We start from the raw sequence: 12,800 nt of genomic DNA on the forward strand, positions 1-12,800 counted from the left end.
GCGAAGGCAGTCGGACTCGCCGCGCTGAAGTTCGGCGATCTGAGCAATCACCGCACGTCCAACTACGTCTTCGATCTGGACCGGTTCAGCTCGTTTGAGGGGAGGACCGGACCATATCTGCTCTACGGCGCGGTTCGAATCCGGTCGATCCTGCGCAAGGCCGCCGAGCACGGGTTCGTTCCCGGACCGATCACGAGCCCTTCCACCGATGTCGAGCGTGACCTGATGCTGTTCCTGGCTCGCCTGCCCGACTCGCTCGCGAGGGCAGCCGAGTTGCGGGCGCCGAACCATATCGCCGAGTTCGCCTACGATCTCACAACCCGCTTCAACCGTTTCTATGAGCAGTGCCACATTCTCAGTGAGCAGAACACCGAACGCCGCGGTTCCTGGCTGAGTCTGGTCGCCGTGACCCTTCGGGAACTCACCCTCGCGTTCGATCTTCTCGGCATCTCTGTGCCGGAGCGAATGTAGGTCGGTACGCTCGGGTTGTGGAGATCAGGATTCGTCTCGCCGTTGCCTCTGACAAAGAGGCCATTGCTGCGTTCACACGGACCACGTTCACCTGGGGCGACTATGTCACCGACGAGTTCGACCAGTGGCTGAACGACCCGCGAGGCCAGACGGCCGTTGCCGTCGGCCCGGATGACATACCGATCGCCATGGCGCGGTGGAGCCTGCTTTCTCCTACCGAGGTGTGGGGCCAGGGAGCAAGAGTCCACCCCGACCACCGCAGAAAGGGGATCTCGTCTCGCCTCACCGAGGCCGGCGAGCAGTGGGCGAGAAAGCAGGGCGCCCTGGTCCTGCGACTCGTCACCGAGGTTTGGAACACTGCAGCTCAGGCCCAGGTGACGCGATCAGGATTCCGGAACGTTTCCAGGTGGACGATGTGGGAGCGTCCCGTCGGCGATGCCGCACCGAGAGTCGCCGGCAACGGAGGCAGCCATGTTCCGTCCGACGATCGCCTCACCCTTGCAGGCGAGTCGGAAGCCGGACCCGCCTACCTCGCATGGTCTGTCGGATCGATGGCGGTCGTGAGCCACGGGTTCATCACCGAACAGTGGACCTGGCGCCGTATGCACGCGCGAGATCTGGTCGCTGCGGCTCGACGGCGGGCACTGTGGGTCTGCCCGGCAGGATGGCTCATCGGTGAGGTCGACGACGATCGATCGGATACGTTCCGGGTTTCGTGGGTAATGGCCGCCCCTGATGACGTGTATCGGCTTCTCCGTGCGGCGATCGACAGGGCGTCGGAGACCGCTGAGCGAATCGTGTTCCTCCTGCCGAAGGCGACGTGGACGGATCAGGCGGCGAGAAGGGCGGGACTCGACGTCGGCCACCAACTCCTCGTCTACGAGCGTCCCATCACCTGATTCGGCGTCCCCACGGAGCGTGACCCTTCTCCCGAACCCAGGGCTCAGGGGTACCCCTGGGATACCTACGTGCCCTGGGCTCGCAGGTCAAGCATGGAGGGTGGCGACCAGGCGGGCCTCGTGGTGGTCGTCGAACCAGCCTTCTTCGTAATAGACCACGGTTAGGCCTCTCACCAGTCCCGGCAACTCGCCTTCGTCGAGGACGTGTTCACGAGGAGGCCGCGGGTGCCGCTCCAGATTCCTGACCGTCGCGATTGCGCACACGAGCACACCACCTGGCGCGAGAGCCTCGGCCATCTTCGGGAAGAGGCTCCTCTGCAGGTAATGGAAACAGACGATCAGGTCCCACGGTCCGGCGGGAAGATCATCGGTCTCCAAGTCGGCGTTGACCAGGTCCAGAGTGAGTCCGCGAGCTCGAGCGACATCCGCGGCGACTGCCAATGCCGCGTCGGAAACATCCACAACCGTCACACTCAGCCCACGATCGGCCAGCCAAAGGGCGTTGCGACCATTCCCCCCTGCGACATCGAGGGCGCGGCCCGATCGAGGAAGAAGATCCGCAATCGACTCCAGGAATGGAGACGGTTCCATCGGCCAACCTTCGCCGTATCGGCGGTTCCAGTGCTCGCGAGCGTCGCTCATGACGACCGATGTTAGGAGGGACGTGCTTTCATCATTACGGCGAAGGAGGGAACCATGCCGGTCAACTACGAACAAACGGGACAGGTCGCGGTCATCACGATCGACCGCCCGCATCGACGCAACGCCATCAATCGCGAAACCGCCGATGCACTCCTCGACGCGTGGCGGCGGTTCGATGCCGACGACACCGCCGCTGTCGGAATCCTCACAGGAGCCGGCGGCCACTTCTCCGCCGGAGCCGACCTCACGGACTTCGACCTCTTCGACCGGCCCGAGGGATTCCTCGGATTCACCAGGCTCGAAGTCACGAAACCAACGGTCGCCGCCGTCGGAGGATTCTGTGTGGCCGGAGGATTGGAGATGGCCCTGTGGTGCGATCTCCGAGTGGCCGATCAAGACGCCGTGTTCGGTTGCTTTGAACGCCGGTGGGGTGTGCCGCTCGTCGATGGTGGCACGCAGCGCCTCCCGCGGCTGGTCGGTGTCGGGCGCGCCCTCGACATGATCCTCACGGGGCGATCGGTTGGCGCAGACGAGGCGCACCGAATAGGCCTGGTCGATCGTGTCGTACCCCCAGGAAGCCATCTCGATGCCGCAATCCAGCTCGCCAACGAGATCGCCTCCTTCCCGCAGGCGACCGTTCGCTCGGATCGCGCCGCTCTCCTTGGAGGATTCGGGATGCCTCTTGCAGATGGCCTCGCTCTCGAGCGCCGGCTCGGTATCGAGGCACTGGGCACCGCCGCCGAAGGGGCCGCCCGCTTCCGCTCCGAACGCTCCCCCCGGCACAAGGAGTCCGCTGAGTGATGCCGGTGCGTAGATCGGCTGCTGTGAGCGTCGCTCGCAAGGCCGCACAACGAGGGCGCACCCTCCGGGGTGCGTCGAGGCGGAGAACGCCGCGAGTGCAGCGACCCGTTTCTCCCTCCAGGGAGCGAAGCGGCATGTTTCTCCCCCCAGGGAGCGAAGCGACCGATGGGGGGAGTACGGCGAAGCCGGGAGGGGGGCCACACACCCGACCCAGGACCCCCTCCGCCGCCGGGCCGGCACCTCCCAGGACCCCCCTCCGTCGCCGGGGCGGCACCTCCCAAGACCCCCTCCGACCTCGGCCAAAGCACCGAGGGCACCTCCCAGCACCCCCTCCGACCTCGGCCAGAGCTCCGAGGACACCTCCCCCAATGTCGGCCCTAGGGGCCTCCTGGGGGAGGAAACAAGCCGGGAGGGGGGCCGGTGCAGCTGGAAAGGCGGAAAGTCCCGCGGCGTCCTTGCCATTGAGGGGAATACGTGCCCTGTATCGCTCATCGGGCGCCTAATCTGCGCGGATGCAAACTGCCCGACGTCTTCAGGCCTTCGGCCAAACGATCTTCACCGAGATGAGCCGGCTGGCACTCGAACACAAGGCGGTAAATCTGGGCCAGGGCTTCCCCAACTTCGACGGTCCGGACTTTGTCAAGAACGCTGCGATCGCGGCGATCCGTGACGGCCGCAACCAGTACGCCCCGCTCTCTGGAGTCTCCCGCCTTCGCAAGGCCATTGCCGACCGTTTCTCGCACAGAACCGGGATCCACGTCGATCCCGTCCGACACGTCACGGTGACTTCCGGCTGTACCGAAGCACTGGCGTCCGCATTCTTGGGCCTCGTCAACGCGGATGACGAAGTCGTGCTGATCGAACCATTCTTCGACTCATACCCCGCAGACGTGGCACTCGCAGGCGCGACTCCTCGATTCGTGACTCTGCGGCCACCGCATTTCACCCTGGAGGAGGCAGACTTGCGTGCCGTCTTCAGTCCCAAGACACGCGCCATTCTGCTCAACACGCCGCACAATCCGACCGGACGGGTGTTTTCGCGGCAAGAACTCGAAATCGTCGCTTCGCTCTGCAAGGAGTTCGATGCGATCGCCATCACCGACGAGGTCTACGAAGATCTCGTGTTCGAGGGCACCCACCTCTCCCTCGCCCAGCTCGACGACATGTGGGAGCGCACGATCACGCTCTCGTCTCTCGGCAAGACGTTCTCACTGACCGGATGGAAGGTCGGCTGGGCCGTTGGCCCCGACGAGCTGACCGCAGGCCTGAGGTCGGCGCACCAGTTCGTGACCTTCGCGACGGCCACACCGCTCCAACACGCGGCAGCCGCTGCCCTCAGGGCACCGGATGCGTTCTACGCCGAACTCGTCACCGACTACCGGCGACGCCGCGATCTTCTCACCGACGGCCTTGGCCGCCTGGGATTCGAGGTATTCCTTCCGGAAGGCACCTATTTCGTGCTGGCCGACCACACCCGCTTCGGATTCTCAGATGACGTGGCGTTCGCCCGGCATCTGGTCACCGAGGTCGGCGTCGCGGTGATCCCGCCGAGTGCCTTCTACCACCGGCGTGAAGACGGCTCCTCACTGATACGTTTCGCCTTCTGCAAAGACGAAGCCACGATCGAGGAGGCGCTCGGCAGGATGGCTTCGCTCAGATGAGCATGCCGTAGACCACGGCCACACCGACCGCCCACACGACATAGAGCATCGGCAGTTCGATCTGATCGAGCCACGGCCGATCGGCGAACACACGCCGAACACCCCACAGTGCCACGAGGCCGACGACCAGCGTCCACGTAAACCCTGCGATGCCGGTCGCGACGACGACTTCGAGGGACTGGTCGAAAACATGGGGCAGGTCCCCGATGTAGCCGAGGCCGATCCGCCCGATCGTGAGCAGCACGATCCCCGTCACCAGCAAGGAGAGTCCTCTGGCAACGGCCAGTTCGATCTCGTGAGTCGAGTGCTCGCGGAGTTGGCGAACGGGACCCTCTACGGCAACGCCGATCGCGAAGGCGCCGAACACGGCGATGACGAGGCCCGAGCCGAGCATGGCGCCGATGCTCGTCGTGAGACCGATCTCGACGACGCCGAACCCGTCGAGGAGAACCACTGCCGCCAGAGCGACAAGCGCGCTCCCCACCACCATCAGCCCGACGTCGAACGTCGTGCCGAGCACGCGCCAGAACAAGCGCAATCTCCGCCGAAGCGGGCTGATATAAACCGTGGCCGTGTCGTAATCCTGCACGCAACCCTCCGAAGCGCTCAGCCTACCGCGCCCACGGCGTCATCGACTACCGCTTCCCAATACAGCTCGACAGGATGAGCGACCCTGTACCACCCTTCGAGATGGGCACGAAGCTGCATCTCACAGCCGACGTTGGCCGATGCGAGGATCGTCGAGCCTGCTTGGTGGACCTGGGAAACCTTTATCTCGGCGAGCGCATCGGATGCCTCCGGATGGAGCACCCCCCAAGCGCCGGCCGCCCCGCAACACAGCCCTTCCTGGTCGATCTCGACGATCCGATATCCGGCGGCCCTCAGAATGGTTCGTGGCTGGTCGACAATGCGCTGGGCGTGTCGGAGATGACAAGGATCTTGCACCGCAACGGGTCCGCGGTCGACGTTCGAGGCAGGAAGCCACCCCGCCTCGATGGCCTCTGCGACGACCTCGGTCACGTCCCTGGCTCGCGAAGCCAGGCTCGCTCCGTCCTCTCCGGCCCAGTGTCCGTACTCCTTCAGGTGGGAACTGCACCCGGCGGCGTCGGCGATGACGATATCGGCTCCGGAGAACGCGGCCGCGTTGCGTTGAGCGAGCCGCCGGGCCTCGAGCGCGGCGCCTTCGTGGGCGGCGAGGGCACCACAGCAGGTCTGGTTCGGAGGAATGACAACTCTGTATCCGGCCCGCTGGAGAGTCTCAATGGTGGCAACATGGATCTGAGCGAATCCCGACTCCATCACACACCCGAGCAGCAGGGCGGCTGTTCCTCGTTCGGGTCCGACCGCAGCGAACTCTCGCCCGCGCAACTCGACGCGGGCGGATGGCCGCAGGCCTGCCACGAGTCTTGGCATCCATCGACCCAGACCCGCACGAAGGGCCAAAGCTGCCGCGCCGACACCCAACCTGACCAGCCCGGGCATCGCAACCCATCGCCCCAGGGCCCTGTTGCGCGCCCGGCGGACAAGCGACGGTTGCCGCACATTGATTTCTGCCCGGACTCCCTCGATCATCTTCCCGAACGGAACGAGTGCGGGACATACGACTTGGCATGCCCGGCACTGGAGACAGAATCCGATGACGTCGTCGAAGGTGGCGTCGATCGCAACGATTCCTTCGGCCGCCGCCGCCATGGCCGCCAGCCGCCCTCGAGGCGATGCCGTCTCGTCTGCGGTGAGACGGTAGGTGGGGCACACTGCGAGACAGAGGCCGCATCCCACACACTGGGCCAGTTCCAACGGGGCCGGCGCCTCCGGGGTGATCCAGACCATCAGATCCCTCCAGGGAGACGGCCGGGATTCGCGATTCCTGCCGGGTCGAAAGTGGCGACGAGCCGCCGCTGGATACCGACCGTCGACGGTGCGGTGCCCCACGGGTCGAAAGCCAGATCGTCGGGAACGGCTTCCACGACCAGCCTTCCACCGACAGACTCCGCCCACTCTCGCATCTTCGCGAGGGTGGCCGCGTCCGGATCTTCTGTGCCCATCCGTACTTCGCCGACGCCGAAGGCCGCCTGGTAGTTCCATTCCGGCGGTACGTGCTCGACAGCTTGACGGGTAAGACGCGCCGGCACTCTCAGAACACAGCGGAAGGGCGACTCGAGCGGCACCGGCCAGACTGCGCCTGGCAGAGACTCTCCGCCGAGGGCATCGACGTCGGCCTTCACCATTGCAGGGTGGCCTCCAACCACCACGGAACCCTGGCCGTCGACCTCGAGGACCGCAAAGGGCCGATACGCGACCTCCAAGGCGTTCTCGGGCCGCACACCGACGACCGTGACGATCGACTGCGGTCGCGGCCAGAGCTTGAGACTGACCCCGGTGATGATTCCCAGGCGCCCGAACGACCCCACTGCCAGCCGGGAGAGGTCGTAGCCGGAGACGTTCTTGACCACCGTGCCTCCGGCGTGAACGATCCGTCCGTCACCGGTGACCAGCGTCATGCCCAGTACCCGGTCGCGTGTCGGCCCGTACCGCAGGCGCCGGTGGCCCGAAATGCCCGCAGCGATAACCCCACCGATGGTCGCTTCACCCGGGTCCTCCGGCAGGACCGCCGTCTGTCCACCCTCGACGAGTCGTTGCTCCAGATCGGCCACGCGAACACCCGCTCCGACGGTGGCCGTCAGGTCCTCAGGACGCCAGTCCAGTGTCTGAAGGTCATGGGTCGAGAGCACGATTACCGGGTCCACAGGCGCTCCGTAGCCCTGATGGGTTCCGCCGCCACGAACGAGCACCGGCAACCGGTACTCGCTCGCCACCTGCATGATGCGGGCGGCCTCCTGTTCCGACGTGGGAGCGACGCTCAGTGCACCCTCTGGTGCTCCAGGAACCGGGGCTCCCACGAGGCTCCCGAGGCGCTTTCGGACTACGGCGATCGAAGTCATCGCCCGCCGCTCCGTTGGTCCGTCTTGCGCGAGCCGGGGGGCAGCACCTTGCCGGGATTACATCGCTCGTCCGGATCGAAGGCTTCCTTGATGCATGCCTGTGCGTCGAGGTCGACGTCGCTGAAAATCAGTGGCATCAGGTCTCGCTTCTCGAGTCCGATGCCGTGCTCGCCGCTGAGCGTTCCTCCGGCTTCGACACAAACCGCGAGGATCTCTTTCGACGCCTGGCGGACACGATCGAGCACGCCAGGTTCTGCTGCGTCGAATGTGATCATCGGGTGGAGGTTCCCGTCTCCCGCGTGAAAGACGTTCATCATGACGAGGTTGTGCCGATGCGCGATTTCGTACACCTGATGGACGATGTCGACGAGCTTGGTGCGGGGAACCGACGTGTCCTGCAGGTAGTAGTCGGGAGCCATCTGGGTCACGGCTCCGAACGCCGACTTCCTCCCCCTCCAAAGTTCGGCTCGCTGTCGCTCGTCCGATGCGGTGGTCACGTCGAAGGCGCCTTCGACGGTCATGATCTCTTCGACGGCGGCAAGCTCTGCGTCAACGGAGGCGGCGTGACCGGAAACGTCGACGAGGAGCAGCCCGCCGGCGTTGACCGGCAGACCTGCGTGGAGGAAGTTCTCGAGAGCGATCGTCATCTCATGGTCGATCATCTCGAGTGCTCCAGGAACGATGCCGCTCCCGATGACCGCCGAGACCGCCGACGCCGCCTGCTCGATGCGTTCGAACGCTGCGAGCACCGTCCGGGTCTCCTGCGGATTCGGCGTGAGCTTGACCAGTACCCTCGTAACGATTCCAAGAGTGCCTTCCGAACCGACCACAACCGCCCTGAGGTCTAGACCGATCGGATCGGGAGCCTCCGATCCGATCGTGACCACCTCGCCGTCGGCGGTGACCATCTCCACGGCGAGCACGTGGCCGACCGTCGTCCCTTCTGCCAGACAGTGCGGGCCCCCGGCGCCCGTGGCGACATTGCCGCCGATCGTCGACACCGACTGCGACGACGGGTCGGGAGCGAAGTGCAGGCCGAGTGACTGCGTTTCCTTGGACAGGTCGAGGTTGACGACGCCTGGCTCGACCCATGCCGTTGCCCCGATCGGATCGACCTTCAAGATCCGGTTCATCTTGGCGAGTGCCACCATGATCGCCGGCCCCGTGGCGATCGCTCCCGACGCCAGACCGGTGCCGGCGCCCCGTGGAACGACAGGAAAGCCGTGAGACGCCGCGAGGCGCATGACATCGACGACTTCCTCGGTCGTCTCCGGCAGAACCACCACGGTCGGGTCGCCCCGCTTCATCCCCGAGTCCTTGCCATAGATGTGCAGCCGGAGCGGGTCGGAGAGAACGCGCTCCGGGTCGAGCGCCGACTGAAGATCTGCGACGAGCGTCATGGACAGGATCGTACCCGGTGAGTAGTGGGTGAAGCGCTCAGAACCCGGGACTCTCAAACCCGGCTCGCACGGCGGGAACCCAGGGTTGCTGATGACTGGGGTATCGTGGGCATCATGGACCACATTCAGCCGCCGCGCCGCTATCTCATGGGCCCTGGCCCCTCGCCGGTCGAACCGACTGTCCTCGCAGCCATGGCCAAGCCGGTTCTCGGACATCTCGATCCGGTCTTCATTCAGATCATGGATGAGGTCACGATCGCGTTGCGCGAGGTATTCCAGACCGCCAACCGTCTCACGTTCCCGGTCTCGGGTACCGGGTCGGCGGGAGCGGAAGCGGCGATCGTCAACATGGTCGAGCCAGGCGACCGGGTGGTCGTCGGTGTCGCGGGAGTATTCGGAGCCCGTCTCGCCGAGATGGCGAGACGCGCAGGTGGAATCGTCAGTGAAATCCAAGCTCCTTGGGGATCGCCGGTACCCACAGACCAGATTGCGGACGCGGTCACGCAAAGAGGTGCCAAGGTCGTGGCGATCGTCCATGCGGAAACCTCCACGGGCATGCGCCAGCCGGTGGACGAGCTGCGCGCGGCGATCGGTGATGACCCGATCCTCATCGTCGACGCGGTCACTTCGCTCGGTGGCATCGAGGTCGACGTCGACTCGTGGGGCATCGACGTGTGTTTTTCGGGTACGCAGAAGTGCCTCAGCGTGCCCCCTGGCCTGGCACCGATCACGTTCTCGTCACGTGCCGAGTGGAAGCTCGAAACCCGATCTGCTCCGGTGCAGTCGTGGTACCTGGACGCGCGGCTCCTGCGTTCCTACTGGGAAGACGGAGAGAAGCGTCGGGCCTACCACCACACCGCACCAATCTCGATGGTCTACGGCCTCCACGAAGGTCTCCGCCTCGTTCTCGACGAGGGTTTGGATACGCGTTGGGCCCGCCATCACGACGCAGGCCGCTTCCTACGCAACGCCCTGATCGAGCGCGGCTACGAACCGTTCGCCGCCGACGGGTACCGCCTCCCTCAGCTCACCTCGGTCCGCCTCCCCAAGGGTGTCGACGACGCCGTGCGCAACGACCTCCTCAACGAGTTCGGCATCGAGATCGGCGCCGGCCTCGGTGACCTGGCCGGGAAGGTCTGGCGCATCGGACTCATGGGCCTGGGAGCGCGCCGCGAACACGCCCTGCGCCTGATCCAGGCACTCGACGCTTTGACCTGACGGTCTCAAGGGGGCGTAGCCTGGACTCGTGATCTCGACGTACCGAGGGCTGGTCCTGTTGGCGGCAGCAGTCGTCCTGGCTTCCTGCACAGGTTCTTCTCCCTCGACGGTTCCGATCGACGCGGAGGCTGCGCACCAGCTCATGCTGACAGGGGTCAACTTCACCGGCATCCTGGCACCCACCGATGCCTGGGTGGAAGTCGCCCAGCGCGGCTGTCGCGAAGGAGCGTGGGATTACGACGTTGCCGAGCGCCTCGGCCAGGAGGCGGTGGACGTGATCGGAAGCCCGCTGCCCGCGTTCGCGGTGTGGATGCTCACCGTGCAGGCCTGCCACGACCGATTCCCGCAGGATGCCCTGAAGAAGGGGCCTCCCCCGATGCCGTCCGGATGATCGCCGAGTGATCTGCCGCTACGGCCCGTAGCTGCGCAGCACGTCGATCAGGTCGTCGACGTTCCGGCCGTCGTATTCGAGCAGCAGGTTGTGATAGGGAGAGACGCTGGGGCGACCAGCTTGCCCTCCCCGTCGATGCGTGACGCACCGGACAACCCGTGCGTGTAGTGCCACAGGTCTGGCTCTTGCGCGTAGCGGCGAGAGAGGAGGAGCAGAAACTTCCTGCCGACGTCGGCCGTAGTGAAGGGATACGAGTCGGACTGCAGGCGGAGGAAGACTTCTCCACTCTCCGCATTCCGGTACGTGGTCGCAACTCGGACGACGACCTCCTGTTCGCTGCCACCTTTGATCCACTCGACAGGCCGGAACACCAGCCCGTCGAAAACAGTCTCGAGCAACGATCCCACGTCCTCCGGATCAGGGGGCTGCACAAACACCTAGGGCCGGATATCGGTCGGCTCACCCATGAGCACCAAATCGGAGTCTCGGTAGAGCTGTTCGAGGGACTCGACCTGGTAGTAGGTTGCCGATGGCTGCTGAGGAACGACTTGCGTTGTCGGTGACCGCGTTTCCGCGTCGATGGCACCAGGCGAGCATGCCACGGTTGTGAGAATGAGGATCAGCGCCAACCAAGCCAACCGGACTCGGCCAAACACACCGTTGCTCTCCCCTGGCATGCTCCCCACTCTACGCCTTGCCCCACCCTCCGCCACCGGGGGTGAGCACCCGAAGGCGGTCCCCTGCCCGCACCTCGAACGTGACCTTGCCGGGGAGTCGTTCCGGCACCGATCCCGGCCGGATCAGCCAGTCCTCACCGACTGCACCAGGCTCACCGCCGGCGAGCCCCCACGGCGGCACCCTTCGCCGCTCCCCCATCAGCGAGACGGTCGCGTCGGCGAGGAACTCGATCTCTCGTTCGATGCCTTCCCCACCGGGGAAACGGCCTGCTCCTCCGCCGGCACGACGCAGCCGGGTGGTGATGACCCGCAGCGGGTAGGCAACCTGCAGCGCTTCGATCGGTGTGTTCTTCGTGTTGGTCATCCCGGTGTGGACCCCGGACATTCCCGGCCTGCCGGGACGGCCGCCTTGTCCTCCACCGACCGTCTCGTAGTAGGCGAAGTCGTCGTTGCCGGCGAGGATGTTGTTCATGGTTCCCTGTGATGCGGCAGGCACCCGCTCGGGGGCCGCCTGGGCGAGCGCTCCGAGGAGCACATCGGCGATCCGCTGGCTGGTCTCGACGTTGCCTGCGGCCACCGCGGCGGGCGGTTCGGCATTCACCAACGTTCCCGGAGGGGCCAGCAACTCGAGAGGCCGGTAGCAGCCGCCGTTGGCCGGGATCGAAGGATCGGTCGCCACTCGTACCGCGTAGTAGAGACACGAACGGGTGACCGCCTCGACGGCGTTGATGTTGCCTGCGATCTGGCCGGTCGTGCCGCCGAAATCGGCGACAAGATCTTCCCCTTCGATGCGCACGGCGACCGAGATCGGCAGGTCCTCGTCGCCCCACTCCATCACGTCGGTGAACCGGTATTCGCCGTCGGGCAGTGCACCCAGTGCGGCGCGCATCCTGCGTTCCCCGTACGCGAGCAGCGCTCTCGTAACGGCCGCGAATCGGTCGAGGCCTTCGGCTTCAGCGAGCGCGGCGACCCGTAGCGCCCCGACCTCGTTGGCGCCAAGCTGGGCGGACAGGTCGCCGAGGCGTTCTGACCGTGTGCGGGTCGCGGCCAGGAACGGGTCGAGGAACTCATCGATCCACACACCATCTCCGACCGCCGGGGTGGGCACGACGACATGGCCCTCCTGATCGATCGTCGTTGCATGCGCCGGCATCGACCCGGGGGCCTCCCCGCCGACGTCGGCGTGGTGGGCCCGGTTGGCGACCCAGCCGATGAGGGTCCCGGACGCGAACACGGGCCGGACGAGAGTGAGATCGTTGAGATGGGTACCACCGTGGTACGGGTCGTTCACGGCGTACTGCACGCCCGGTTCAGCACCGAGATGCTCCAGGACCGCAGCGACGGAAGCGGGCATGGAACCGAGGTGCACGGGGATGTGTTCCGCCTGGGCGAGCATCTCTCCCGAGGGGACGAACACCGCCGCCGAGCAGTCTGCTCGTTCCTTGATGTTCGGCGAGTACGCCGTGCGCCGAAGCACCAGCCCCATTTCGTCGGCGATCGCGGCGAGCTGGTTCCGGGCGACTTCGAGCGTGATCGGGTCAACGGTCACCACTCCACCTCCAGTGCCCCGCAGGGATGCACCGTGGCCCGCTCGCCGATGCCGAGGAACACGGTCGCCTCCGGTTCTTCGATCACGGCGGGACCTTCGACGGTCGTCCCCGGCGCGAGACCAGGTCGCCACCACACGCCGGCGTTGAC

Annotated in this window: 15 protein-coding genes; 6 read left to right on the forward strand and 9 right to left on the reverse strand. The window is 65.8% G+C overall.

The genetic code is table 11. The features are described 5' to 3' along the window. Positions 1–471, forward strand: a 471-nt coding sequence (locus GWP04_10420) for an arginine--tRNA ligase (GenBank protein NIA25965.1), incomplete at its 5' end; no start/stop codon positions are given. A 17-nt stretch (positions 472–488) separates the two neighbouring features. Further along, positions 489–1,370 carry a GNAT family N-acetyltransferase gene (locus GWP04_10425; protein ID NIA25966.1) on the forward strand — a complete coding sequence of 294 codons (882 nt, stop codon included), beginning with the start codon at positions 489–491 and terminating at the stop codon, positions 1,368–1,370. 87 nt (positions 1,371–1,457) lie between these two features. On the opposite strand, the gene GWP04_10430 is transcribed toward GWP04_10425, so the two are convergent. Beyond that, positions 1,458–2,012 (reverse strand): methyltransferase domain-containing protein, encoded by a 555-nt coding sequence (locus tag GWP04_10430; protein NIA25967.1) that lies wholly within the window; start codon positions 2,010–2,012, stop codon positions 1,458–1,460. 54 nt (positions 2,013–2,066) lie between these two features. Between GWP04_10430 and GWP04_10435 the strand changes: the two genes are divergently transcribed. Both GWP04_10435 and GWP04_10440 read left to right on the forward strand, forming a co-directional pair. Next, on the forward strand, positions 2,067–2,813 hold the full coding sequence (locus GWP04_10435; GenBank protein NIA25968.1) for a crotonase/enoyl-CoA hydratase family protein: 747 nt from the start codon (positions 2,067–2,069) through the stop codon (positions 2,811–2,813). Positions 2,814–3,325: 512 nt separating this feature from the next. After that, complete coding sequence (locus GWP04_10440; GenBank protein ID NIA25969.1) at positions 3,326–4,474, forward strand: aminotransferase class I/II-fold pyridoxal phosphate-dependent enzyme; 1,149 nt, start codon at positions 3,326–3,328, stop codon at positions 4,472–4,474. Here the strand turns inward: GWP04_10440 and GWP04_10445 are convergent. From GWP04_10445 to GWP04_10460, 4 genes are read right to left on the reverse strand one after another with little or no spacing between them, the layout of a single operon-like run. Next, complete coding sequence (locus tag GWP04_10445; GenBank protein NIA25970.1) at positions 4,467–5,063, reverse strand: hypothetical protein; 597 nt, start codon at positions 5,061–5,063, stop codon at positions 4,467–4,469. The genes GWP04_10440 and GWP04_10445 overlap by 8 nt on opposite strands. Positions 5,064–5,080: 17 nt before the next feature. Further along, complete coding sequence (locus GWP04_10450; protein NIA25971.1) at positions 5,081–6,304, reverse strand: 4Fe-4S dicluster domain-containing protein; 1,224 nt, start codon at positions 6,302–6,304, stop codon at positions 5,081–5,083. After that, complete coding sequence (locus tag GWP04_10455) at positions 6,304–7,416, reverse strand: FAD-binding protein (GenBank protein NIA25972.1); 1,113 nt, start codon at positions 7,414–7,416, stop codon at positions 6,304–6,306. The genes GWP04_10450 and GWP04_10455 overlap by 1 nt, the downstream gene beginning before the upstream one ends. Continuing rightward, a complete protein-coding gene (locus tag GWP04_10460; GenBank protein NIA25973.1) occupies positions 7,413–8,816 on the reverse strand; it encodes an FAD-binding protein in 1,404 nt (467 codons plus the stop codon). The genes GWP04_10455 and GWP04_10460 overlap by 4 nt, the downstream gene beginning before the upstream one ends. A 114-nt stretch (positions 8,817–8,930) precedes the next feature. On the opposite strand from GWP04_10460, the gene GWP04_10465 reads away from it, so the two are divergent. Together GWP04_10465 and GWP04_10470 are read left to right on the forward strand one after the other, a co-directional pair. Continuing rightward, complete coding sequence (locus tag GWP04_10465) at positions 8,931–10,034, forward strand: aminotransferase class V-fold PLP-dependent enzyme (protein NIA25974.1); 1,104 nt, start codon at positions 8,931–8,933, stop codon at positions 10,032–10,034. A 28-nt stretch (positions 10,035–10,062) separates the two neighbouring features. After that, a complete protein-coding gene (locus GWP04_10470; protein ID NIA25975.1) occupies positions 10,063–10,425 on the forward strand; it encodes a hypothetical protein in 363 nt (120 codons plus the stop codon). 47 nt (positions 10,426–10,472) lie between these two features. Here GWP04_10470 and GWP04_10475 read toward each other — a convergent pair whose 3' ends face one another. The 4 genes from GWP04_10475 to GWP04_10490 all read right to left on the reverse strand — a co-directional run. Then, on the reverse strand, positions 10,473–10,862 hold the full coding sequence (locus GWP04_10475) for a hypothetical protein (protein NIA25976.1): 390 nt from the start codon (positions 10,860–10,862) through the stop codon (positions 10,473–10,475). Next, entirely contained in the window at positions 10,863–11,102 is a 240-nt protein-coding gene (locus GWP04_10480; GenBank protein NIA25977.1) for a hypothetical protein, read from the reverse strand. 10 nt (positions 11,103–11,112) lie between these two features. Next, the gene (locus GWP04_10485; GenBank protein NIA25978.1) at positions 11,113–12,654 is read right to left on the reverse strand and encodes a hydantoinase B/oxoprolinase family protein; all 1,542 of its coding nucleotides are present in this window, start codon (positions 12,652–12,654) and stop codon (positions 11,113–11,115) included. Then, the coding region (locus tag GWP04_10490) for a hypothetical protein (protein ID NIA25979.1) at positions 12,648–12,800 on the reverse strand (153 nt) is incomplete at its 5' end. The genes GWP04_10490 and GWP04_10485, both read right to left, overlap by 7 nt.

The sequence above is a fragment of the Gammaproteobacteria bacterium genome (assembly GCA_011682695.1).
GTDB lineage: Bacteria > Actinomycetota > Acidimicrobiia > Spongiisociales > UBA4744 > BMS3Bbin01.